General features: G+C 68.4%; 16 protein-coding genes and 2 tRNA genes. 1 reads left to right on the forward strand and 17 read right to left on the reverse strand.

The features are described from left to right. Positions 1-279 precede the first annotated feature (279 nt). Genes MK786_RS12185 through murQ form a run of 6 tightly spaced genes read right to left on the reverse strand, consistent with a single transcriptional unit; the run spans position 280 to position 7,783 of the window. A complete protein-coding gene (locus MK786_RS12185; RefSeq protein WP_241112514.1) occupies positions 280-3,081 on the reverse strand; it encodes an FAD-binding and (Fe-S)-binding domain-containing protein in 2,802 nt (933 codons plus the stop codon). Beyond that, positions 3,078-3,839, reverse strand: coding sequence for a glucosamine-6-phosphate deaminase (locus tag MK786_RS12190; RefSeq protein ID WP_241112515.1), 762 nt, complete (start codon positions 3,837-3,839; stop codon positions 3,078-3,080). Before MK786_RS12190 ends, MK786_RS12185 begins: the two co-directional genes overlap by 4 nt. Before the next feature lie 2 nt (positions 3,840-3,841). Beyond that, positions 3,842-4,879: a beta-lactamase family protein gene (locus tag MK786_RS12195; RefSeq protein ID WP_241112516.1), complete on the reverse strand. Its 1,038-nt coding sequence runs from the start codon at positions 4,877-4,879 to the stop codon at positions 3,842-3,844. A gap of 6 nt (positions 4,880-4,885) precedes the next feature. Then, positions 4,886-5,905, reverse strand: a complete 1,020-nt coding sequence (locus MK786_RS12200) for a Gfo/Idh/MocA family protein (protein ID WP_241112517.1) — start codon at positions 5,903-5,905, stop codon at positions 4,886-4,888. Beyond that, a complete protein-coding gene (locus tag MK786_RS12205; RefSeq protein WP_241112518.1) occupies positions 5,902-6,849 on the reverse strand; it encodes an N-acetylglucosamine kinase in 948 nt (315 codons plus the stop codon). The genes MK786_RS12200 and MK786_RS12205 overlap by 4 nt, the downstream gene beginning before the upstream one ends. A 1-nt stretch (position 6,850) precedes the next feature. Then, positions 6,851-7,783 (reverse strand): N-acetylmuramic acid 6-phosphate etherase, encoded by a 933-nt coding sequence (murQ, locus tag MK786_RS12210; protein ID WP_308220041.1) that lies wholly within the window; start codon positions 7,781-7,783, stop codon positions 6,851-6,853. A 146-nt stretch (positions 7,784-7,929) separates the two neighbouring features. Here murQ and MK786_RS12215 point away from each other — a divergent pair, with 146 nt between their 5' ends. Next, entirely contained in the window at positions 7,930-8,826 is an 897-nt protein-coding gene (locus MK786_RS12215) for a MurR/RpiR family transcriptional regulator (protein ID WP_241112520.1), read from the forward strand. 5 nt (positions 8,827-8,831) lie between these two features. On the opposite strand, the gene MK786_RS12220 is transcribed toward MK786_RS12215, so the two are convergent. The 11 genes from MK786_RS12220 to serS form a co-directional block, all read right to left on the reverse strand. Next, the gene (locus tag MK786_RS12220; protein ID WP_241112521.1) at positions 8,832-9,659 is read right to left on the reverse strand and encodes a carbohydrate ABC transporter permease; all 828 of its coding nucleotides are present in this window, start codon (positions 9,657-9,659) and stop codon (positions 8,832-8,834) included. After that, positions 9,656-10,453, reverse strand: coding sequence for a carbohydrate ABC transporter permease (locus MK786_RS12225; RefSeq protein ID WP_241112522.1), 798 nt, complete (start codon positions 10,451-10,453; stop codon positions 9,656-9,658). The genes MK786_RS12220 and MK786_RS12225 overlap by 4 nt, the downstream gene beginning before the upstream one ends. Before the next feature lie 122 nt (positions 10,454-10,575). Continuing rightward, a complete protein-coding gene (locus MK786_RS12230; protein WP_241112523.1) occupies positions 10,576-11,880 on the reverse strand; it encodes an extracellular solute-binding protein in 1,305 nt (434 codons plus the stop codon). A 524-nt stretch (positions 11,881-12,404) separates the two neighbouring features. After that, a tRNA-Ser gene (locus MK786_RS12235) sits at positions 12,405-12,496 on the reverse strand. A gap of 146 nt (positions 12,497-12,642) precedes the next feature. Beyond that, complete coding sequence (locus MK786_RS12240) at positions 12,643-16,233, reverse strand: glycoside hydrolase (RefSeq protein ID WP_241112524.1); 3,591 nt, start codon at positions 16,231-16,233, stop codon at positions 12,643-12,645. Between the two features lie 185 nt (positions 16,234-16,418). Further along, positions 16,419-19,913 (reverse strand): family 43 glycosylhydrolase, encoded by a 3,495-nt coding sequence (locus tag MK786_RS12245; RefSeq protein WP_241112525.1) that lies wholly within the window; start codon positions 19,911-19,913, stop codon positions 16,419-16,421. A 107-nt stretch (positions 19,914-20,020) separates the two neighbouring features. Next, positions 20,021-21,331 (reverse strand): LCP family protein, encoded by a 1,311-nt coding sequence (locus MK786_RS12250; RefSeq protein ID WP_241112526.1) that lies wholly within the window; start codon positions 21,329-21,331, stop codon positions 20,021-20,023. Continuing rightward, positions 21,331-22,605 carry an LCP family protein gene (locus MK786_RS12255; protein ID WP_241112527.1) on the reverse strand — a complete coding sequence of 425 codons (1,275 nt, stop codon included), beginning with the start codon at positions 22,603-22,605 and terminating at the stop codon, positions 21,331-21,333. Before MK786_RS12255 ends, MK786_RS12250 begins: the two co-directional genes overlap by 1 nt. Before the next feature lie 51 nt (positions 22,606-22,656). Then, positions 22,657-22,741 (reverse strand) — tRNA-Ser (locus MK786_RS12260). 106 nt (positions 22,742-22,847) lie between these two features. Then, complete coding sequence (locus MK786_RS12265; RefSeq protein WP_241112528.1) at positions 22,848-23,756, reverse strand: HAD family hydrolase; 909 nt, start codon at positions 23,754-23,756, stop codon at positions 22,848-22,850. Between the two features lie 55 nt (positions 23,757-23,811). Then, positions 23,812-25,098: a serine--tRNA ligase gene (gene serS, locus MK786_RS12270; protein WP_241112529.1), complete on the reverse strand. Its 1,287-nt coding sequence runs from the start codon at positions 25,096-25,098 to the stop codon at positions 23,812-23,814. Positions 25,099-25,118: the final 20 nt, after the last annotated feature.

Consider the following 25,118-nt stretch of genomic DNA (forward strand, 5'->3'; position numbering starts at 1 on the left):
GATTCATTGCCCGCATCAATCGACGACAGCGGGCGTCGAAATCACGATCCCTCGCCTTCCCCGCCGCTGACGCCAGCATCGGTGTCGCGGTCGAGCTGTCCGGTCAGCACCAGCGCGATCGCGAGCGGGATCGCCGCGATAGCACCGCTCCCGATGTCGGTGCGCGAGTGTCAGCCATTCCGTCCATGGGCAACCAACGGGTACTGCTCACCGGGTCCGCGGAGCGCCCGCAGTGCGCATCTGACAGTCTGTTGGGCTGCCTATGCCCCCGGCGTGCGGCTACCTGGTCACTTGCTCGAGGATCTCGAGCAAGTGCCGGTAGGGCTGGCCGGTCGCGCGGCTGAGTGCGATCTCACAGGTGCGGTTGACGGAGGCGTACGCGTCGTAGCGTCTACTCATCACTTCGGCTGCTTCCGCGCGGGTCGCCGATTCGGTGAGTTCTGGATGCAGCATCCCGCGGTCGCCTGCGAAGGCGCAGCATTGCCAATCGTCGGCGATGCTGACGTGTCGTGCGACCCTTTCGGCGACCTTCTCGACCGCCTCGTTGAGCGACATTCGGGTCGAGGAGCATGTCGGGTGCAGCGCCAGGCTGCCCAGGATCTCCTTTACCTGCAGTGAGGGAAGGATCCGTTCGGCAGTGAAGGCCACGGCATCGATCGCTCGAACCCCGCCGGCATCTGCGGCGTCGAGGAGCAATTCAAGGCCTTCGCTGCATGATGCGGCGTCGCAGACGACGGGTATTCGACCGCCATCGGTCGCTTCCACCAGCACCAGCGAGACGCGGTCCCTCATGGCGTGATAGCCCGAGACCAGGCCCTTGGACTTCCATGGGGTTCCACAGCAGAGGTCTCCGATCTCGGGCGGAGCGGCCAATGCGACACCTGCTCGGGCGCACAGCGTGAGGAAGGCGTCCCGAACTCCGAGGCCGGAAGCTTCAGGAGCGAACATCGTCGTGGTGCAGCTGGAGAAGTAGACGGCTTCGGCGTCCGTGTCCGTGATAGGCAGTCGTCGCGTGCCGCCGGCCGGCAGATCGCCGGTGTATCTGGGCACGACATCGCGGCCCAAGGCCGCTCTCCCGACCTCGCTCATCGCGGTGGAGATTGCCGAGGGCAGCGCGCCGGCAACACTCAGAGCGACCGAGGCGCTGCGGGTCGCGGTGTCCCAATGGACGGCTGCCAGCCGTCCGATGCGTTCGGCAGCCGGTGTCGCCGCTTCCTGACGCAGTCGGCGGACCAGATCGCCGGTGTTGATGAGGACGGGACATGCGGTCTGGCACATGCCGTCCACGGCGCAGGTCTCGACGCCGTCGTATCGATACTCGGCCTCGAGAGCTCTCAACAGCGTGAGGTCCTGCGCCTCCGACGCCTGGGCTGCCTCGCGGCGCAGGGCGATCCGTTCGCGGGGCGTCAGGGTGAGGTCGCTGCTCGGGCATGCCGGCTCGCAGTACCCGCACTCGACGCAGCGGTCCACCTCGGGTTCCACCTGCGGCGCGACCTTGAGATTTCGCAGGTGCGCCTGCGGGTCCTCGCTGATCAACACCCCCGGATTGAGCACCCCGCTGGGGTCGATGAGCCGCTTGATCTCGCACATCACGTCGTAGAGTTCATCTCCGACTTGGCGGCGAAGGAATGGCGCCATCATTCGCCCGGTGCCGTGTTCGGCTTTGAGTGTGCCGCCGTGCCTGAGCACGAGGTCGACCACATCGTCGGTGAATCGTGAGTACCGCTCCATCGAACGCGGCTCATCGAAGCGCTCGGTGATCATGAAGTGGATGTTGCCGTCCTTGGCGTGACCGAAGATCACACCGTCGTCGTACCCGTGTGTGGCGAAGAGTGCGACAAGCCCGGTGCAGAGGGAGTACAGCTGGTCGACAGGAACGGCGACGTCTTCGAGCAGCGCCGTGGTGCCCGACGGGCGCGAACCGGCAACCGCGGTGAAGAGGCCTTTTCGGATGCGCCAGAGTCGTGCTCGACGATCGGGATCGGTGTCGATCAGCGCGGGAACCGGCAGGGCGTGGTGGGCCAGCGACGCATGGGCGGTGTCCACGCGCCTGCGAAGGTCGTCCGCGCTCGCCTCCTGGAACTCAACCAGGAGTGCAGCGTGCGCGTCCAGGTGCAGAGCACGCAACTCGGCCGTGGTCTCGGGGTCGGACTGGGCGACACGGAGACTGGCTGTGTCCAGGAGCTCCACAGTCGCAAAGCCCATGTCCACGATGGCCGGGAGCGCGGAAGTCGCATCCTGCAGGTTGTCGAACACGAGCAGGCCGGTTGCTGCGTGCGCTCGGATGGGCACCGTGCGGAAGGTCGCTGAGGCGACGAACGCAAGCGTTCCCTCGCTTCCCACGATGAGGTGCTCGAGGATGTCCACGGAACGGTCGTGATCGAGGAAGCTGTTCAGTCCGTACCCCATCGTGTTCTTGATGGAGTGCAGGCGCCTGACGGTCGCCACCGAGGTCGGGTTCCCGCGAATCCGGTCGCGGAGGCGGAGGAGTCCCGCGTGGATGCCGGGCTCGCGGGCCTCGAGCAGGCGATCCACGTGCGGATCGGACGTGTCTATGGTGGTTCCGCTGGGGAGGATCAGTTCCATGCTGTCGAGGGTGCGGTACGCGTTATCGCGGATGCCGCAGGCCATCCCGCTAGAGTTGTTGGCGATCACCCCGCCGATCGTGCAGGCGACCTCGCTGGCGGGATCGGGGCCGAGCTTGCGGCCGTGCCGCGCGAGGCGGGCGTTGACTTGCCGGACTGTCGCTCCCGGCCCGGTACGGACTGCGACGCCGTCGTCAAGGATGGTGATCTGCCGGAAGGCGCGCCTGGTGTCGACGATGACCCCCGTCGACCCGGCCTGTCCGCTGAGGCTGGTGCCGCCCGACCGAAAGGTCACAGACGATCCGGATGCCCGTGCCTGAGCGACCACGGTGGCCACATCGTCGGCGCTTCGCGCCCGCACCACCGCGGCGGGCACCAGCCGATAGGGCGATCCGTCGTGCGCGGCGGCCAGTCGGTCACTGACACGATCGGCTACGGTCAGCCCCGATGCCCGTAGCGCTTCGAGCAGTGCGGGTGGCGGCGAGGCGAGCGTCATGCGGCATCGCCGTGTCGTGCGCTCATCCGGTAGTAGTCTGCGAAGGACAACCGACTCGCGGCATCCTCGTCGACGATCGCCACCACGTCAGGATGAAGCTGCACGGCAGACGCGGGAACCGAGGCGGTCACCGGTCCCTCGAGAGCTGCCGCGACGGCATCCGCCTTCCGTCGGCCGGATGCGACCAGGATCAGCCGGCGGGCATCGAGAATGGTCCCCACTCCTTGAGTGATGCATCGGGTCGGTACGTGGTCGAGAGAGTCGAAGAAGCGGGCGTTGTCTCGCCGGGTCTGGGCGGTCAGTTTCGCGATGTGCGTGCGGCCCGAGAGGGACGAACCCGGTTCGTTGAACCCGATGTGGCCGTTCCGGCCGATCCCGACGACCTGGACGTCGATGCCGCCCGCGGCTCGAATGGCCGCCTCGTACGCAGACGGCGCGTCTCTCACGTCGGCGTGAACATCGGGGGTACGCACCTTTTCAAGATTCAACGCGAGGGGCACGGCGATCTCCCGGTGAACGACGGCGGCATAGCTCTCCGGATGTCCGGGCGGCAGGTCGAGGTACTCGTCGAGGGCGAACGCCGAGACCCTGCTCATGTCGAGGCTCATGGCCGCGAGCGCTGACCAGATCGGGAGGGGGGTGGATCCGGTGGCGACTCCGAGCACCATGTCGGGCTTCTGTGAGAGGGCGGCCGCGATGAGGGTGGCTGCGACCGCTCCCCCGGCCTGAAGGTCTGGGACGATGAACACGTCCGCCACGGTCAGATCGCTCCCGCTCTGCTGGCGGCCCAGTTGCTGAATCGCTGCCGGAACGCGGTGAGGTCGGCATGATCCCGATGGGGATGGACGTTGTTCGTGAGCAGCACCGCGGCGAGTCGGCGCGTGGGATCGGCGAGCCACATCGTCCCGGTGAAACCGACATGACCGAACGCTTCGACATCGCCGAGGAAATCTGCATCGTTGAGCGCCGGGCCCAGGGCCTGACCGAACGCCGACCCGTGATGCGGTCGCAGACCGTTCGAGGTCATCCAGGTACGCGCTTGCGATTCGAAGATGCGGTCGTCTGTGAAACTCTCTGCGAATGTGAGAACGTCCTCGGCCGATCCGAACAGGCCGGCGTTGCCCACGCACCCGCCGAGGTAGCGGTTCAACTCGTCGTGCACCTCGCCCTGCAGCATGCCCGTCCCTGCCCACGGTTGAGCCTCGGTGGCGGCCGCTCGGGCGGGGTCGACAGGTCCGTATCGGACCGAGGTGAGGTTCAGGGGCTGCGTCACGAGTTCGTCGAGCAGCAGCGGCAAGGTGCGCCCTGTTACGCGTTCGGCGACTGCGCCGGCGGCGATGTAGCCGACGCAGGAGTATCGATAGACCTCATCAGGCGCGCTCTGGAGCGGCGTGGCCAGGAGCGCGCGCATCCGCTCCCCCGGGGGAGTCGAGAAGTCTCGCCAGATGAAGGATTCCGCCGGCAGACCCGAGACGTGGGTCAGCAGCATCCGCAGCGTGATCCACTCGGCGCCCGGCCCCTTCCCGACGGGGAGGACGGTCGCGACCGGTTCGTCCAGGTTCACCCGACCCTGCGCCGCCAGCCGCGTGATTACCGCAGCAGTGAAGGTCTTCGACACGGACGCGAGATCGAAGACGGTGTCTTCCCGAACCGGCGTCAGGTCGTCTTGGGCATGCGTCCCGGCGTAGGCGATGTGTCGTTCGCCGCGGACGACGATGCCCGCCGCCGCGCCCGAGTACAGGCTCTGCTCGAGACCGTCCTCGAGCAGAGCCTGCAATTGAACCTGGATGCTGTCCATCCGCCCTCAGACTGCCTCGACGTTCACAGGTTCGCCGGACTCGATCGAATCGAGAATCGCTCGCAGCACGGCTGTCACCTGGAGACCTTCCTCCCCCGTAGCGAGGACCTCGCCGCGACCATGTGCCGCATCGACGAACTGCGCGATCGCGTCCAGCACGAACCCGGTGAGCCGCGGACCGTACGGCGGGACCAGGACGGCCGGATAGTCCAAGGAGTCGGCCGTGTGAATCTCGACCGTGCGGTTGTGGGTGGTGTCGATGTAAACCGCGCCATCGGAGCCGAGCACCTCGAACTTGAGGTCGGTGTTGGTGGGGTTCCCAGCGGGAAGGATCCAGGCGTGCTCGAATACGGCCAGCGCCCCGGACTCGAACTCGGCCATGATCACGAACAGGTCGGGCGTGTTGATTCCGCGCGCCTCCAGGGTCCCTGTCAGCGCACGGGCGGTCACCTTCACGATGCGTTCACCCACGATCCACTGCGCCACGTCGACCATGTGGCTGGCGAGGAACCAGAGCGATGACGACGAGGACGCCCACTTGATCATCGAGGCGATGGTGACGGTATTGCTCAGTCGCGCATAGACGTACTTGACCTGGCCGACTCGTCCGTCTCGGACAGCCTGGTAGGCGTCGACGAACGGCGGGTTGACCCTGTTGTGGAAGTCCACCATGAGGATTCCGCCGCCCTCGCTCGCGGCGTCGACGATGGCCTTCGCGTCCTCGACGCTGGTGGCGAGCGGCTTCTCGATGAGGAGGTGCTTGCCCGCCTTCGCGGCGGCGACCGCAGGCGCGGTGTGGAGGTGGTCGGGGGTCGCGACGGACACCGCCTCGAGCCCGTCGATCGCGAGGAACTCGTCGATGTCGGTGAACACCGGGACAGGTCCGGACGCGAAGTTCGCGACCGCGCTCTCTGCCAGTTCGCGGTTGAGGTCGAGGACCCCGACGAGTTCGACGTCGGGGTGCCGGTCGAAGGCCTGAATGTGACGGGACCCGAAGGTCCCGGCGCCGATGACGCCGAACTTCATGATGCTCCTAGGGAATGGTGGGATCGCTGAGGTGATAGGCAGAAGAGGTAGGGGGAGTGCGAGGGGATGGCCGCCGTAGAGGCTCGCTGCGCGAAAGCGACTGCGCCATCGAGCGGCGTACCCGGATCGGCGGCGAGGGCGAGATCCGGCCTGGCCTCGCGCACCTGTCGCGTGAAGGCCTCGGCGATCGCCGTGTCGCGGGAGAGCCCGCCGACGAGCGCGAGCCGTGGGGCGATCCCCTCGCCCATCACACTGAGAGCCGTCTGGGCGAGTTCTCGCGCGGCCTCGGAGATGATCTCCTGGGCCCGCGAGTCGCCTGCGCGTGCGGCGGCGGAGACTCGTGGCGCGAACGCCGCGAGCACGCTGGCGGGGTTCGGCGCCGACCGCACAGCTTCGGGAACCCGCAGCGGCTCGCCGAACTGCTCACGAAGGGCGTCGAGGAGCACCGGGGACGCCCCGGGACGACCGTCGACTGCGCGCAGACCGGCGGACAGCCCCCGGGCTCCGATCCACGCAGCGCCACCGTCGTCCCCGAGCTCGTGGCCCCATCCGTCCGAACGCGTCCAGGTATGTGCGAAGTCGGTTGCGAAGGCGATGACCCCGGTGCCCGCCGCCACAATTGCGCCGCCGGCCGAACCCCATGCGCTCATGACCGCGGCCACAGCGTCGGAGACGACCACGATCACCGCATCCGGCCAGAGCGCGGCGGCCGCCTCGGCGAGCAGGCGCGGATCGCCGAGCGAGATCAAGCCGGCTGCGCTGATCGCCACGGCTGCCACGGGCTCCCCGGCCGGCGCCTGCCGGGCTAGGGTACGCACCGCGTCCGCGTGCGCGGCGCGCCCGTCGACGACGGCGAAGGGATCACCCTCGGCGTCGATCCGACGTTCGCCCACGACGGCGATCCGGGAACCCGAACCACCGAGATCGATCCCGATGACGGTCATGTCATCCGTCCGAGCTCAGGCGTCGAAGGGCGTCTCGCACCGATCCGTGGGAAGCCTGGAGAGCTGCAGCCGCCGACTCTGCGGACACGGCCGCGACGGAGGTCACGACGGCGACGCGGAGATCTCCGCCGGCATCGTCGAGCAGCCGGGAGCTTTCCTCCAGCGACTCCCCTGTCACGTTCTCGAGAATACGCAGTGTGCGGTCCCGGAGCTTCTTGTTTCCGGCGACCACCGCCACCATCAGATTCGAGTACGTGCGCCCCATCCGGACCATGAGGGTCGTGGAGAAGCCGTTCAGGATCACTTTGGTGGCCGTTCCGGCCTTGAGCCGGGTCGAGCCGGTGAGCACTTCTGCGCCGGTATCGGCGACGACGACATGATCGGCCAGCTGCGCCAGCGGAGACTCCGGATTGCTGGTGACCAGACCCGTGAGGGCGCCGAGGCTCCGAGCCGCGCGCAGCGCTCCCTCGACGTACGGCGTGGTGCCCGAAACCGCGAGGCCGATCACGACATCGCCCGACTGCACCGAGTCGTGTGCATCGCTGTACCCCTCCTCGGCGGAGTCCTCGGACCCTTCGACGGCACGGGTGATCGCATCCGAGCCCCCCGCGATGTGTGCCTGCACTTGCACGGGGTCGATGCCGAAGGTGGGCACCAGCTCGGCAGCGTCGAGCACTCCGAGCCGCCCTGACGTGCCGGCCCCGAAGTAGTGGACGCGGCCGCCGTCGCGAACCCGGTCGACGGCGTCGTCGACCAGTGCGCCGAGGGCCGGAAGCGTCTCGGCAACGGCCGAGATCGCCCGGTGATCCTCGGCATTGAGCAGCTCGAGGATCTGGATCGTGCTCATGTCGTCGAGACCGGCCGAATGAGGATTGCGCTCCTCCGTGGCAGGCGCGCGACGTGACGCTTCAGACGTGGTGGCCATCGGATCCATTTCGCTTTCGGGACCCTCACCGTCGTACGGGAGGATACTTTCTTTCATTATAGTACCCTATTGTGTAAGTAATTTACTAGATCCGAGGGCGACGATTCCCGGCTCGCGCGAGCGGTATGGTTCAGTCGGCCACATGTAGGAAGGGGGTGGGTTGGGTGAACGAGGACGTCATGCAGGAACTGCGTGCCGCGGTTCCGGCGCTCAGGCCGTCCGAGCGTCGAGTGGCGGAGTTGGTGCTGCAGGATCCGGCACGAGTGGTGAGCCTGTCGATCACGGACCTCGCCGAGCTGTGCGACACCTCCGTGGCGTCGGTCGTGCGGTTCTGCCGCAGCCTCGGATACACCGGTTACGCGGAGTTCCGGCGTGAGCTGGCTTCCTCGGTCGGGCGCGAGCAGGTGTCCCTCGGTCGCTTCGGGGTGTCGGACAGCGACATCGCCACCGATGACGAAGCTTCGGCTGTCATCGCCAAGATCGCGTTCCATGAGGCGCGGGCGATCGAAGCCACCGCCGCGGCGATCGACGCCAAGGTGCTCGACTCGATCGCGGACGCGATCGTCGGAGCGCCGAGGGTGGACATCTACGGTGTTGCCTCCAGCGGGATCGCCGCGGTCGACCTCCAGCAGAAGCTGCACCGGATCGGGATGGTGGCATTCGCCTGGAGCGACGTTCACCTCGCATTGACGAGTGCGGCGGTGCTGACGCCCGGCTGCGTCGCGATCGGGTTCTCTCACAGCGGCCTCACGGTCGAAGTCGCCGACAGCCTCGCGGCGGCGCGCGACAGCGGCGCCACGACCGTCCTGGTGACGAATTTCCCCGCCTCGCCGATCGCCATGGACGTCGATCATGTGCTCACCACGAGCGCGAGCGAGACGCGGTACCGGCCAGGCGCGATGTCGGGCCGGATCACGCAACTGGCCGTGATCGATTTTCTCTTCGTGCGCATCGCCCAGCAGCTCTCGGATCGGGCGGCGGAACCCCTTCAGCTCACGTACGACGCAGTGCAGACCCATCGCCTCAATTACGGTCGACGCGGTCGGCGCTGACATCGCTACTTGAGGCTTCCGGCCGTCAGGCCCTTGACCAGCGGGCGTTGCATCGCCAGCACGAAGAGGACGATCGGCGCGAGGATCAGCACCGCACCGGCGCACAGCGGACCCCAGTTGACACCTTGGAAGGTGATGAACTGCGCGGCGAAGACGGTCAACGTCTGCGCTCGCGTCTGGCCGAGGACAAGCGGGATGAGGAATGCATTCCATACGGCGATCGCCGTGAAGATCGCGACGGTCGCGATTCCCGGGGCGACCATCGGGATCAGGACGTAGCGGAACAGCTTGAACCGGTTCGCGCCGTCCACGACGGCCGCCTCCTCGATCTCAATGGGCGAACCACGGAAGAACGCGAGCATCAGCCATGTGCCGAAGGGAATGCTGAGACCGGCCAGGATCAGGGCGATCGGCCACCAGTTGTCGTAGGCGCCGAGTGCGCTCACCATCCGGAACAGCGGGACGATCAGGACGACGCCGGGAATGACCTGGACGAGGACCATGACGGATGCCAGTGTGCGGCGTCCGGGCACCCGCAGACGCGCGAACGCGTAGCCGCCGAGAGTCGCGACGATGACTACGATGAGCGTCGCAGCGAGCGTGATGACCGTCGATGTGACCGCCGCACGGGCGAAGACCGGCGATGCGAACAGCTCCGAGTAGTTGGCCAGAGTCGGGGTGAAGATGAAAGCGCGCTCGGCGGGCGCGGCGGCATCCTTGTTGGTCTTGAAGGACGTCAGCAGCACCCAGAACAGCGGAAAGACCGCGAGGAGGGCCGCCACGATCAACGCGAGCTGGACGATCGCGTTGCCGGCGAATCGGCGAGTTCTCATACTTTCGTCAATCTGATGTAGAGGAAGTACACGGGGAACATCAGCAGCGCCAGCGCGATCGACATCGCGGCGCCGTCGCTGAATTCGTAGAACTGGAACGTTGTGACGTACGAGAGCATCGAGACGGTCTCGGTCGAGGTTCCGGGGCCGCCGCGAGTCGTGCTGAAGACGATGTCGAAGATCCGGACGATGTCGATGCATCGCACGATCAGCGTCACCATGATCACCGGCGCGAGTGCCGGGAGCACGACGTAGCGGGTGGTCTGCCACCAACCCGCTCCGTCGATGGCTGCCGCCTCCAACGGCTCGTCTGATACGCCGGCCATCCCCGCGACGAGCATCAGCATCACGAACGGGATGTGCATCCACGCGTCCAGCATCACGATCAGCGCCCGCGCGAGGAGCGGATCCGCGAAAAAGTTCACGTCCCACCCGAAGGCCCCGAGCATCGCGTTGATGATCCCGAGGTCGGGATTGAACATGAACTGCCAGATCAGCCCCACCACGACAGGCGTGAGGAGCATCGGGATCAACAGAACGGTGCGCGCGATCTGGAAGCCGCGAAGCTGGCGGTGCAGGGCCACTGCCAGCAGGTACCCGAAGATGAATTGGATGATCAGGCCGGCTACGACGAAGATCAGCGTCGTCCCGAGGGTGCCGAGGAACCGCGGCGTGAAGACGGCGTCGATGTAGTTCTGGAGTCCGACGAACCGCGACCCGTCGGAGTACAGGCTGACGTCGGTGAACGAGATCCACACCGCATAGCCGATGGGAATGAGTCCGATCGCGAGCATGAACAGCCACGTCGGCGCGACGAAGCCCAGGGACTCCAGCGCCCCTCTCCTGCTCCGTCGCCGCGGCGCGCGGCCGGGGCCCCCGCTTGACGCGGGAGCCTCGACCGGCGCGAGTGAGACAGTCACCCCTTGTACCGCCCGGATTGGACGAGGATGTTCATCAGCTGGTCCTGGGCCGCCACGAGACCCTCCTCACGGGTCATCTGCCCGGTGGCGATGCTGTTGAGCGTCTGACTGAGCGCGGTGATGATCTGCGACATCTCGGGGATGCGGTCGATGGGCACACCGGACTCGACGGACTCGCCGACGGCGGCCAGGTAGGGAAGCTGCTCGAGGAACTCCGGGTTGGTGGTTGTCGAGATCCGAGCCGGCGGCGGGGCACCGGCGTCGATGAAGGCGGCCGCGTTCTCCTTGCTCAGCGCCCAGGCGAGGAAGTCCCACGCCGCGGCCTGGTGAGGCGAGGCGCTGGAGATGCCCGCGACCCATCCGTACAGAACGGCGGCGGGGTCGTAGTCGCCGGCCTCTTGCATCGCGGGCGGGAACGTGCCGTAGTTGCCGGCGTTGGGCGACTCGTCGGGGTTGTTGATGGTGCTCCACCAGCCTGATGCGAGCGTCGTCATCTGGCCGACGTCGAGCTGGCTGAAAGAGTTCACGGCATCGAAGATCGTCGCGGACGCGGTTCCCGAGGGCCCGTACTCGACGAGGTCGATGTAGCGGTCGAGTGCGACGGCCGCGACCTCCGTGTCGAGCATCGGCCGGTACGTCTCGGAATCGAGGAGCCGTCCCCCGGAGCCGACCAGGACCGCGTTGAAGTGATGCGCGGAACCCGAAGCGCCGTAGACGCCGACAGCACCATAGTGCCCCGCCTCCTGCAAGGCGTCGGCGTTCTCGTAGACGTCATCCCACGTCACCGCCGCCTCGAGCCCGAGCTCGTCATAGAGGTCTGTCCGAATCCACTGCAGGTAGGGCTCTGTGGACAACGGAAGCCCGTAGCTCACGCCATCCTGCTTTGCGTACTCCTTGAGTCCCTCGGGGAAGTCGTCGTAGTCGTAGTCGGCGTCATCGGCGATGTAGTCGTCGAGCGACAGGAGACCGTTCGCCGCGACGATCTGCGGAAGAGTGAAGCCGTCCACCTGCGCCATGTCGAAGGTCGACTCGCCACTCTGGCTGGCGAGGATGATGCGCGTTGCGAGCTGCTCGTACGGGACTTCGACGAACTCGATCGCAACCCCCGTCTCCGACTCGTACTCCGTAGCCAGAGCGCGCAGACCATCAGCACTCGGACTCGCAGTGACGAGCATCGTCAGCGAGTCGGGCGTGCCCTCCTCCTGCGGAACGCCTTCCGACGGGGTTGAGCCGGCGCTGCAGCCTGCCAGAATCATGGCCGCGGCAAGGCCCGCGACCAGCAGAACTCCTGATTTCTTCACTGTGTTGCCTCTCTCAAGTAATGACGGGACCACGGCAGACCCTGACGTCATCCGGGTGACTCCCGGGCTCGGGTGACAACACTTTACCTAAGAATGATTCAGAAGGAAACCTTTTTACTATGCTGAATGGCGGAACGAGGACAACCTCGCGAGAAGCACCACGCTCGAGGCCCCACGGGCTCCTCGCGCGCGCTCGGTGCGTCGGACTCGACTCCGGTGACGGTGGGATGTGAACCCAGTGGCGGGGGTCGCGCTGATTCGCCAGCGTCACCGGAGGTCAGGTCGAAGATCACGTCACCATGGTGCTCGGTGGAGACGGAGGGAATCGAGCCCAGCGTCTCCTTAGACTCCGCCGACCACTGCCGGGGCTGGGAACCCGAGCTCCGCATGCTTCGGCGGTTCCCGAGCCGAATCGCGAGCCGCGAAACCGGACAACATCGGACGCGGGCGCACGAAACATGCGCAAACTCTTCCCGAATCGTTCTCGCGCGGAAATAGAAATAGCCCCTAATCGGGGCTATTCATGGCGGAGACGGAGGGATTTGAACCCTCGGTCCCCGTGAGGGGACTCCACCTTAGCAGGGTGGTGCACTAGGCCTGACTATGCGACGTCTCCAGGCATCCGCCCGCAGGACGCGCGGATGCACCCGGCAATCATACCCGGACGGCGCCGGGGTCACGAACCCGCTCCACGGCCCATCCAGGCGCCGGCGCGGCCGACGCGGCCGCAGACACGCCGACCGCACCGACCACGCCGGTCACTCACCCGCAGGACGCCGCGCCATACGACGCCGTCACCGTCGCAACGACCCCGGGATCCGCGGACGACGTCCCGACCACCGTGACCTCGCCCGCCGGCACACCCACGGCGCGGGTCGACAGCGCCGCCGACGCCTTCTTCCCGGCGGCGACCGGACCGAGCGACGTCGAACCGTAGGCGCTCGACACGGCGAACCGCACCGGGCCGTCCGAGCCGTTCGTCACCGTCACCGCAACCACGACCTTGCCCGCGAAGCAGCGCGTCGTCGCGACAGCCGACACCTCGAGCGCAGGTCCCGGCACGAGGTCGAACGTGTATTCGCGCGAGGTCCCGTCGGGTGCCGTCACGGTCACCTTCGCCGAGCCCTCGGGCCCGGACGCCTGTGCGACCTCGACCGACGCGTCGCGGTCGACGGCCACAGCCGCGACGACGGGTGCAGCATCCCCCCGCCACGGCACGGTGTACGAGGTCGTCCCCGGCGCGAAGCCGGCCAGGTCCGTGCCGTCGAGGGTCACCCGAGCGAGGTCTGCGATTGACGAGGCCGACGGCGCGGCCGCGTAGACCTCGACCTCCGACACGATCATGTGGGTCGCGTCGCGCGCGGTGAGTACGAGCCGCACGTCGTCGGCGACCACTCCCCCGAGCGGCACGTCGACGATCGGCGCCGTGCCGTCTGCCGGCACGGGCACCGCGACGTTCGGTCCAGGCGTCCAGACCCCGGTCCCCGCACGGGTCTCCACCCGCAGCGACTGCGGCCAGCTGTTGCTCGATCCGTCCTTGTAGAAGTAGGCCGTCACGTGCGACACCGTCTCGCGCTGCGCGAGGTCGTAGGTGAGCGTGTCCTGCAGGTTCTTCGTTCCCGAGCGCCAGTTCGACCAGCCCTTGTCGGTGCGCAGGCCGTTCTTCGTGCGGTCTACCGAGTACGACGAACTCTCGGTGAACGTCGCCGAGGCCGCGCTCTGCGGCGCCACGTTCCCTTCCCCTGCTTCGGTCACGATCACCGACAGGCGCGCCGGCAGCGACGAGCGCGCGCCGTCCGACGCCGTGCCCGGCACCGTCACGACGCCGGCTTCGTCGAACGACGCGTCGCTCACGCCCGACCAGTCCCACTCGACGTCGAGCGCGAACCGCTGCGGCGCGGTGCCGACCTGTCCGGGGACGGATGCCGGCGCCGCCGCCTGCACACGGGTGAGCGACGCGCCCTCGAAGGTGGTCACCGACACCGGGTCGGTCGCCGTGAACGATCCGACGACGACCTCGGCCTCAGCCTGGAAGGGGGCTCCGAAGACGTCGGTCCCCGAGCCCGGCACGGTCACCGTGCCGGCGGAGCTCCAGTCGGAGCCGGCGGTGTCCCACGTCACCGAGGCGACCCGCTCGACCCCGCCCTCGTACACGACCGTGACCTGCGCCGGCAGGGTCGGCGCGACTCCCACACGGGTCGTCGCCTCGATGACACGCACGTCAAGGATGCCGGTGCCCGCGAGCGTCCAGCGCTGGTTGGCGCCGTTGTTCGACGTCCACGTGCCCACGCCGGCGCCGTCGGCGGTGCTCTGACCGTTCACGTCGAGCACCCGCTCGGCGGCCGCGCTCAGCAGCGAGAAGGTGGTGCCGTCGGTGGTCGAGAGCAGCCATTGGAGTGATTCATCGGATGCCGCAGCCTCGGGCTCCGCGTCGACGAGCGCAGTGCTCGTGCCGTTCACCGCGAGCAGCCGGCCGTCGCCGTTCTCGAGGGCGAAGCGGTGGCGGTCGGTGCCGGCGCCCGAGATCGAGTGGACCGTCCACGCCTGCGGCGTCGCCGCGGTCTGCGTGGTCCCCCCGGTGCGGATCGTCAGTCCGGCGGCATCGGCGGTGAGGGCCTTCCCGCTCTGCACGCCGACGAGCTGGTACGTCTCGCCATCGTGGAGCGCGGGGGCATCGGCCGAGACGCCGGACACGCCGTCGATCACGAGGGTGGTGACCGACTTGGCCGGAACGCTCACCAGCGCGGTGCGGGACGCGGCATCCACCGTCACCGGCTCACCCTCGACGAGGGCGTTCGCCGTCACATCGTCGGCCGGGGACTGCGTGGTGACGATGGGCGTGACAGTCGCGCCGGGCACGATCCGCCCGAAGCGCGACAGGTCGATCGTGAGGTCTCGCGCCGTCGTCTCGGTGTTGACGTGCACGAGCGTCGCGCCGTCGCCGTCAGCCTGCAGGGCGGCTGTCGTCTGCGTGCTGTCGGTCGGGATGAGCGAGTCGCCGGGCCGGATGAAGTGCGTGAAGTTGCGGACCGTGTTGAACTTCGCGTTGGTCAGCACCTGGCATGACGGGTCGGCCTCGCCGTCGGCGATGCGTCTCAGCGAGTCGCCGTTGTCATCGCAGTCGAAGTCGATGAAGACGCTGCCCCAGTTGAGGTTCTCGACCTTCTCCATGTTGTAGAGGTCTTCGACCGGCTGCCAGAACACCCACGCACTCGGCTCGAGCTCACGCAGGTCGTCGACGATGCGCCCGGCCATGCCGAGTCCGTTCTCGATGTTGGTCAGATTGAATCCGGTGCCGTCCCAGTCACCCTCGACCTCGCTCATCCACAGCGGCTTGTCCGAGGCCTTCGCGATGTCGCGCGCGACGACGCGGTCGCCGGTGCCGTAGGTGTGCACGTTGAGCTGGTCGACGATGTCCTTCGACTCCTGCGTCCACGCGTTCCAGTTCTGCGTGAAGATGCTCGGGTTGGTCTCGTCCATGGCCGAGATCGCGACGTCGGTCGCGGCATCCGGCTCAGTCAATCTCGACTCGAGCGCCTTGATCATGAGGTCCTGACGCTGCGGTCCGATGTGCGCGCCCTCCTGGCGACTCGCCGACGTGGGCCAGCCGTCGGTGCCGAGGCGCGTCGACCAGTACGACGTGTTGGGCTCGTTGAAGGGGTCGAGCGTGTCGAAGTCGATGCCGTGCTCGGCCTCGAGCTCCTCGACGACCGTCACGAGATAGTCCGCGAACGCGCCCATGTCGTCGGCGGCGAGCTGCTCGGTGCTGCCGTTGTCGATCCCACCCGACACGTAGCCGCTCTCGGTCAGGAAGTAGGGCGGGGAGTTGCTGAACGCCTCCCACTTGGTGACCTTGCCCTTCAGCGCGTCGAGCCACCAGCGCTGCGTCGCATCAGCATCGAAGTCGTAGTGCGCCGGGTCGTCGCCGTCCCACGCAGCTTCGTATCGGGCGCGGTCGGCGTACGTCGAGGTGATCTCGCCCTCGGCGTCGGACACGCCCAGGTCGGGGTTCCACCACCCCTCGACTGCGCCGCCCGGGCGCAGGTACGGGGGCACGTCGGTCGCATTGCCGCCGCCGATGTTGTAGCGCGCGATGTTGAGGTTCAGCCCGTCCTCACCGAAGACCTTGTCGAACAGCGCCTGGCGCACGTCGTCGGGGTACCCGCCGGTCGCGTTCGCGAACCACACGAGGCTCGTACCCCACCCTTCGAACGGCGCCGACGCGTACGCCGGGTTGGGCGTGATGCGCACAGGCGTGCCCGCGGCCTGCGCGGGCGCCGAGGCGACCGTCAGCGCGGATCCGACCAAGGCCAGGGCGGCGGTCGCGGTGAGGACTCGGGAGGCTGACTTCATCGTCGTTCCAATCTCGGCGGGACGCAGCGTTGCGGGGCGGTCGATGTTTACGCAAACAGTTACCGCGAACAGGAGCGTACCCTCGCGCTGCCCGCCGCCGCAAGACCCCCGCATAACCCCGCCGGGGACACAGCCGAGCCCGGAACGCCTGCGCGCCCCGGGCTCGTACCCATCCGTTCCCGGCGTCAGCAGGTCAGCGTGTCGTACGTCGCGCTCACCTCCGACGTCACCGTCTCGCCGTCCACGATGCCCGTGACCTCCGCGCTCACCCCGCCGGCGGGGACCGACGCCTGACGTGTCGAGAACGCCTGCGAGCTGCGCTTGCCGGGCGCGAGGTCGGCGATCGCCTTCGAGCCGTACGCCGTCTCGAGCGCAACGTCGACCGGAACCTCGTCGCCGTTTGCGGCCGTAACGGCGAGCACGCCCTTGCCGGCGACGCAACGGCCCGTCACGGTGAGCTCGACGTCGAGCTCCGGCGCTGCGGGCGCCGCCGCCCACGCCTGGAATTCGAGGATGCCGCTCGATCCGCCCGCGCTCGCGGAGCCCCACGCCTGCATGAGCGCACGGAGCTTCGTGGTCGTGACCGGCGCGAAAGCCACCTCGTTGACAGTGGTCGACGAGCGTTCGTAGGAGCCCGTCGCCGCGACATCCCGCCACTCACCCGACGCCAGGTCGACGTACTGCAGCTTCCACTCGCGCGGCGGGATCATGCCCACCCCCGATGCATCGCTCGAGTCGCGGAAGAACAGCACGCCGGCCTTGTCGATCGTGACGACCCGGTCCCATTCGAGCTGCACCCACTGCTCGCCGACGTTGGGCCACGTGCCCCACGACGCTCCGCTCAGTGCGCCGTCGTTGACCGCCGTGACGGAGTTCCAGCCCGAGGTGTAGGACGCGGTCGGCGTCGCGATGGGGGCGATGTTGCCCTCGAGCGGAGCGTTCGGCGACAACGGCACGGTGATCGAGGCGAGCGCCGAGAGGTTGCCCGCGGCATCCCTCGACCGCAGGTACACGACGTGCCGCTCATCGTCGACCGGCACAGCCGTGCCGTACGCCTGCCAGCCGGTGGGCGCGTCGATGGCGTACTCGATGCCGGCGACGCCGGACCCGGCGTCTGCGGCGGTCGCGCTCACCGTGCGCGCGACGATGTCGAGTGTGCCGGTGACGGTGGGGCGCGTCGCGTCGATCTTGACGGGGACGGATGCCTCGGCCGACGTGTTGCCGGCGGTGTCCGTCGCTCGCGCGGTCACCGTGTGCTCGCCGTCGCCCGATACGGTCGCCTCGGCGAAGCGGACGTTGTCGCTCGCCTGCCAGGCGCCGCCATCGACCGACAGCTCGATGCGCGTGCGCACGTCGCGGTCGTCGGTGGCGGTCGCCCGCACGGTCGCGGCCGACAGGAACCACCCGTCGGCGCCGTCGACACCCGACACCGCGAGCGCCACGTCGGGCGCCTCCGCGTCGATCGTCTCGCCGAACACCTCGAGTTCGCCGAGGCCGACGCCGGCGTGCGCCTCACCGTCGGTCTGAGCCGCAAGCACCGCCCGGATGCCCGTGGTCGTGACCGGGTCGAACGTGACCGCGTTCGGGGCGTCGCCGGTCGTGCCGTATGCATCCGCACCGGTGACGTCCTGCCACTCGCCCTCGACGAGCGCCTGCACGGCCCACGACCGGGGCACGGCGACACCGTCGCCGGCGTCGGGTCCGGCCCGGTCGCTCCAGAAGTGCGCGGTCACGCCATCGACGCGAACGGGCTCCTCCCAGGTGTATCCGGCCCAGCGGGTGGCGGCGTCGCCGGCCGCGGTCGTCCACACCGGGTGTGCCGATCCCTCATAGAGGACCTGGCCGTCGTTGAGCGCCGCGAGCGACGAGCCGCCGGCCGTCGCCTGCGCCTCGGGCATGCCGGTCAGCGCGAGGTTGGTGCGCCACGGGTCCTCACCGAGGACGGTCACCGTCGCGTCGACGCGACCTGCGGCGTAGCCCTCGACGAAGCCGCTCACCGTGAACTCGCCGGCGGCCGTGATGTCGGCGGGGTCGATCTCGCCCCAGCGCACCGGCGCGGGCAGCGTCTCGTCGCCGTACGTGAGGCTCACGGTCTCAGGAAGCTCCGGCGGGGTGCCGATGACGGTCTGCACCGCCACCGGCTCGACGCCGTCGGGCTGTGCGGCGTGCACCTCCCACTCCTCCACGGCGAGCGCGGAGTACTGCGGCGGGTTGGCCGCGTTGGGCGAGGCGTTGAGCACTGCGCGCAGCCGCGACGTCGTCACCGCACCGAAGGTCACCTGATGGACGGCCGTCGTGGCCGTCGGGTAGCCGCTCGGGTCAGGCACGTCCTTCCACTCACCCGCATCCCAGTACTGCAGCATCCACGACGAGGGGTCGGAGACACCGTTGCCCGTACCGGGAGCGGCGTCGCGCCAGAACTTGATGCGCGCGCGATCGACACGGACGGGGACGTCCCAGTCGTACTGGATCCACTGCTGCGCCGGGCGGTTCGCCGTCCAGCTTCCCCACATGTCCGGCGGAAGCGGATTGGGACGGACGAGCTCGTCGTTGAGCGATCTGATCCAGTACTGGGTGGGGATCGGCTCATTTGAGGCGGATGCCGTCGCCCACGGCGCGACGTTCGACCGGGGCGTGAGGTTCGGGCCCTTCACCGGGGTAGGGGTCACGGGGAGGATGCGCGCCGGGGTCTGGGTGTCGTCCCACTCGAGGTGGTCGATCGCGACCGAGCGGCGGAAGTGGTTCCCGCCGACGGCGTCGGCCGTGTGGTACGCCATGTACCACTCGCCGTTGAACTCCGCGATCGCCGGGTGGCTCGTCGTCGACGACACCGGCGCGAGAATGCGGCCACGGTGGGTCCACGGCCCGAGCGGGCTGGAGGCCGTCGAGTAGGCGATGCACGCGTGGTAGTTCGCCGGCGTGCACGAGCTGGTCGGGCCGGCGTTGTTCGCGGCATAGGCCAGGTAGTAGGTGTCGTTGCGCGTGAAGAGCCACGCCGCCTCGAAGAACCCGGTGACGCCGCTCGTGATGTTCGTCGGCGTCCCGATGCGGGTCTTCATGTCGGCCTGCAGCTCGATCGCCATCAGACGGCTGAAGCTGCCCCAGTACATCCAGACGCGACCGTCGTCCACGAGCACGGTCGGATCGATGTTGTGCGCGTCGTTGCCGAGGATGGTCTGCGAGACGATCGGTCCGCCGGCGTGGTCGGCCCAGGGGCCGAGCGGCGTGTCCGACACCGCGACGCCGATGCCGAACTTGTCGGGCGCGGTGCTCGCCGCCTCGTTGACCGGGACGTACCAGTAGAAGCGCCCGTCGACGCCCTTCACGACCTGGCCGGCGTAGGCGCGACCGGACGTGGCCCAGGAGAACACCGTCTCGGGCCGCATCAGCGACGGGTGGTGCTCCCAGTCGCCGCTGTCGACGTCGGTCGTCGAGAACGCCTGCCACTCGTTCATGATGAAGTCGTTGGTCGTCGTGCCGGCTTGGTCGCGCCCCGCGTGGATGTACAGCGTGTCGCCGTCCGCGAGCAGGCTGGGGTCGGCGGAGTACACGGAGCCGTCTCCGATGATCGGGTTCTCGGTCGCCGCGATCGCCGGCGACAGCGGCGACAGCGTGACGACCAGCGCCCCGACCGCGACGGCGGCCAGCGCGGCCATCGTCTTCTTCGATTTCGCGACCACGTCGTCCTCATTCCTCGAAGGGCTCAGGGAGCTCCCACCACGGTTGAGGGGACGTTATCGGTAACAGCACGGGAGTCGCAAGCCTTTTCGAAGTTTTCGAAACGCCGTCACTCCTGCGGCTTGGTGCACGTGGTCTGCGCCGCGGTCTGTCCCGCGATGTCCGAAGGCAGGTCGACGCGCTCCTGGACGACGGGCGTGCCGGTCGGATCCGGCGTCGCGGTCGCGGCATCCGGTCCGCCCTCGTCACTCGGCGTCTCGGACGGCGTCGGCGTCTGCGGGACCGCTTCGCCGGTGACCTCGATGGCCAGACCCTGGCTGGACTCGCCGGTGAGGGTGAGGGGCTGGTTCGCCTGCAGGGCGCTGAACAGCACGTCGGCCGCCTCGGTGACCGGGTAGACCTGCACGCCGTCCCACGAGTAGGCCGTCGGATACTGGACGAACACGATGTCCTCGTAGGGCACATCCTTCGCCGCCATGGCGATCTGCACCATCAGCGTGGGGTTCGCGAGCGACTGGCTGAGCACGAGCTGCTTCTGCTGCACCTGGCTGATCGCGGTCGTCGCGAGGGTGAACAGCACGCCCGGGTCGGCCAGCACCGCATCGGACTGCAGTTTGCGCACCATCGACGACATGAACTGCTGCTGGTTCGAGATGCGCCCGAGGTCGGAGCCATCGCCGATTCCGTGGCGCATGCGCAGGAACTGAAGAGCCTGCCGGCCCTCGAGCGTGTGGGTGCCCGCCGCGAGCGTCAGGCCGGTGTGCGGGTCGTGGACGTCGCCCGTGACGCACACGTCGACGCCTCCGATCGCATCCGACATGTTGATGACGCCCGCCCAGCGGATCGCCGCGGCGAAGTCGATCTTGTCGTGGATGAGCGATTCGACGGTGAGCGCGGTGCAGGCCAGTCCGCCATAGGTGTACGACACGTTGAGCTTCTGTGCGCTCATGGCCGGATAGGTGCCCGACCCGTCCTCGGTGGGGCAGGCCGGGATCGGCACCACCATGTCGCGAGGGAACGACACCACCGTGATGCGGCGCGGCTCGTCCGAGATGTGCACGAGCAGGGTGACATCGTTGCGCTCGCCGTCGACGTCGCCGTTCTGGCAGGCCGCCGACAGGGCGGCGTTCTCTCCCTCGCACGAGTCCGTGCCGACCAGCAGCAGGTTCGCGCCGCCCTCGATGGCTCCGAGCGACGGGGGGATGGGCTCGTCCTCGCCGAGGACGACCGCGTTGGCGGAGAGCGAGTGCGCGGCATCCCACACGCTGAAGGCGGTGATGCTCGTGGCGCTCACTCCGATGACGGCGAGCGCGACGGCGAAGACGGCGAGGAAGGCGACGAGCGGATGCCGGTCCCGGTGCACCGCGTGGCGCGCGAGGGGGACGCGGCCCTCCTCCGAGGGTCGAGTGCCTGCGGGCATCAGCCGTCGGCTCGCACGTTGCCTGCGGAGCAGGTGCGGTCAGCGGCGGAGGTTCCGGGGATCGAGTCCGGCAGGTCGACCGGAACCTCGGTAGCGCCGGGAGTCGGCGTCGTCGAGGGCGTGGCCGTGGTGGGCGTCTCGTCGGCGCCGGGCTCGACCGTGATCACGCCGCCGCCGAGGTTCGCGTCGTTGGTGACGTTGATCGGCTCGTTGGCCGCGAGCGCCGACCACAGCGCTTCGGCCGCCTGACGGTTGGGGATCACGCGGTTCTCGTCGTACGGGTCCTGGTCCACGGGGTACTGCACGAAGACGATCTCCTCGAACGGCACGTTCTTCACTGCGAGGGCGATCTGCACGAGGGTCATCGGATTGGCGAGCGACTCGCTCGGGGTGATGTTGTCAACGGCGGTCGTCGCCAGCTTGTAGAGCGTCGCGGGGTCGGACAGCACCTCTTCGCTCACGAGCTTGCGGGCGAGGCTCGACATGTACTGCTGCTGGTTGCTGATACGGGCGAGATCGCTGCCGTTCGCGAGCCCGTAGCGCGTGCGCAGGAACTGGAGCGCTTCGAGGCCCTGCACATTGCGCTCGCCGGCGGGCCAGTCGATGCCGGTGTTGCTGTCGCGGATGCCGCCGTTGCCGATGCACACGTCGACGCCGCCGATCGCGTCGGTGATGTTGATGACGTTGCCGAAGCTGACCTTGGCGGCGAACGGGATGCTGAGACCGCTGAGCTCGGAGATGGTCTTGTTCACGCACGACAGGCCGCCGTACGACCACGCGGTGTTGATCTGGTCGTTGGAGACCCCGCCTGTGACGGATCCGTCCTCGCTGGTGCACGACGGGATCGGGATCATGAGGTCGCGCGGGAACGAGATCACGGTGACGCGCCGCGGATCGTCGGAGATGTGCACCAGCATGTTGACGTCGTTGAGCTGGCCTTCGGAGTCGGCGCCGGTGCACCGCTCGCCGAAGTACTTCGCGTACTGCGGCTCGCACTCGTCAGTGCCGACGAGGAGCAGATTCACGCCCCCCTCGATCGCCCCGATGTCGGGCGGGACGTCTTCCTGGCCCTCGAGCGCCACCGCGTTCTCGGCGACGCTCCCCGTCAGGTCGGTGAGCGCGTAGGCGGCGACACCGGCGGTGGAGACGAGGATGACGGCGACGACCACGCCGACCAGCTTCATGATCAGCGAGATGGGGTGAGGCGAGGTCAGCTCACCGTGCCGCGCGACGGTGCGACGGCCACGCTTCGCGGGCTTGGTCGTCTCGGCCACTCGTGTCCTCTCGGGGGAAGCTGCTCTCACTGGTACGCCCCCGGCGCTCTGCGGAGGGTGTGGGATTCGAACCCACGGGACATTGCTGCCCACTGGTTTTCAAGACCAGGTCCATCGGCCGCTCGGACAACCCTCCCGACGATCCCTCAAGCGAGGCATCCGTCAGACAGGCGTCGAGTCTAACCGACAGACCGCCTCCCGATTCTTCCAGCGACGCCTGTGGAAGGTCTGAAAGGGCGCGCTCAGAGCTTGCGCAGCACCGCTGCGACGCCGCCCGCCTGAACCGACGTGGTGGTCTCGCCCGCGGCATCCCGAACCTCCTGCGGGCCCTGTTCCATAGCAACCGCCCGGCCGCCGTTCTCGAGCGCCCACCGGAACATGCCGACGTCGTTGCGGCCGTCGCCGATCACGAGCACGTGCGCCGGGTCGATGCCCAGCTCGGTGCGCACGATCTCGAGGCCCGTGCTCTTGTCGACCCCGTGCGGCGCGATGTCGAGCCACGCCGTCCAGCCGACGGCGTACGAGACCTGGTTGAGGCCGATGCGCTCGACGAGGTCGAGGAAGTCCTGTGGACCCTGCTCGGGGGCGACCACGACGATGCGGCACACGGGCTGCGCGCCGAGCTCGTCGAAGCCGACGCGGCGCGCGTGCACGAGGTTCCAGTCCTCGAGGTACTCGGTGTACAGCCGCTGCCCGTCCGGCAGCTCGACGAGGTAGCGGGCGTCAGGCAGATGCTCGCGCAGCAGCGTCAGCACCTCGGTGGGATCGAACGTCTCGATGTGGTCGCGCTCATAGCGCACCTCGTCACCGTCGACGCGCTTGAGCACCACGGCGCCGTTCGAGCACACGACGTACTCGGGCGAGAGCCCCAGTACACGCATGATGCCGCGCGTGCCCTCCCAGCTGCGGCCGGTGGCGATCATGACCTCATGGCCCGCGCGCCGCGCGTGCTCGACGGCCTCGACGACGCCCGGGCTGAGCGACTCGTCCTCGAGGATCAGCGTGCCGTCGATGTCGAGCACGATGAGCAGCCGCTCGGTGACGATCGACGGGTCTTCAGTGTCGCGCGCGACCCGCTCGACGAGCTTGGCCGCCTTCTTGGGCTTGACGACCTTGATCGACCCGGTCGGCGGAAGATGCGCTTCCGTCATTCGGTCGCCCCCTTCGGGCGATGCGCGCTGCCGCGCGCGGGAGGGGCGCCGCGTGTCATGCGCGCACAGGCTCCATGACCTCGAGCCCTCCGAGGAACGGGCGCAGCACCTCGGGCACGGTCACCGAGCCGTCCTCGCGCTGGTGGGTCTCGAGGAGCGCGACGATCCAGCGCGTGGTCGCGAGCGTGCCGTTGAGCGTCGCGACGGGCTCGGTCCTGCCGCTGCCCTTGCCCGGCTCGGAGGGGAGCCGGTGGCGGATGTCGAGGCGGCGCGCCTGGTAGGTCGTGCAGTTCGAGGTCGAGGTCAGCTCGCGGTAGGCGTTCTGCGTCGGGACCCACGCCTCGATGTCGTACTTGCGCGCGGCGCTCGACCCCAGGTCGCCCGCGGCGACGTCGATCACGCGGTAGCTCAGGCCGAGGTCCTGCAGCATGCGCTCCTGCATCTCGACGAGGCGCAGGTGCTCGGCCTCGGCGTCCGCCGCCGTCGTGTAGACGAACATCTCGAGCTTGTTGAACTGGTGCACGCGGATGATGCCGCGGGTGTCCTTGCCGTACGAACCGGCCTCTCGGCGGTAGCACGTCGACCAGCCCGCGTAGCGCTTGGCGCCCGTGCTCAGGTCGAGGATCTCGTCCATGTGGTACCCGGCGAGAGGCACCTCGCTCGTGCCGACGAGGAAGAGGTCGTCGTCCTCGAGGTGGTAGACCTCGGCGGCGTGCTGCCCGAGGAACCCGGTGCCGCGCATCACCTCGGGACGCACGAGCGTCGGTGGAACGAGCGGCACGAACCCGGCCTTCAGCGCCCGGTCGAGGGCGAGGTTCATGAGGGCGAGCTCGAGCCGCGCCCCGATGCCCTTGAGGAAGTAGAAGCGGCTGCCCGACACCTTCGTGCCGCGCTCCATGTCGATCGCGTCGAGCAGTTCGCCGAGCTCGAGGTGGTCGCGGGGCTCGAAGCCGAACGCGGGGACCTCGCCGTGTGTGCGCAGCGTGACGAAGTCGTCTTCGCCACCGGCGGGGACGCCGTCGATCACGATGTTCTCGATCTGGGAGAGAGCGAGAGCGGATGCCTCTTCCGCCGCCGTGACGGCGTGCTGAGCCTGCTTCACCCGCTCGCTCAGCTCCTTCGCCTCGGCGACGAGGGCGGCCTTCTCGTCCTTCGGCGCCTGTGCGACCTTCTTGCCGTGGGCGTTCTGCGCGGCCCGCAGCTCTTCGAATGCGGTGATGGCGGCGCGTCGGGCGCGGTCGGCCTCGAGGGCGGCGTCCACGGTGTCGGGCGACACGCCGCGGGCCTCCTGCGACCGCTTGACCAGCACGGGATTCTCGCGAAGCAGGACGGGATCGATCACCCTACAACCTTAGTCGCCGG

The sequence above is a fragment of the Microbacterium sp. CFH 31415 genome (genome assembly GCF_022538185.1).
In the GTDB taxonomy this organism is placed as follows: domain Bacteria; phylum Actinomycetota; class Actinomycetes; order Actinomycetales; family Microbacteriaceae; genus Microbacterium.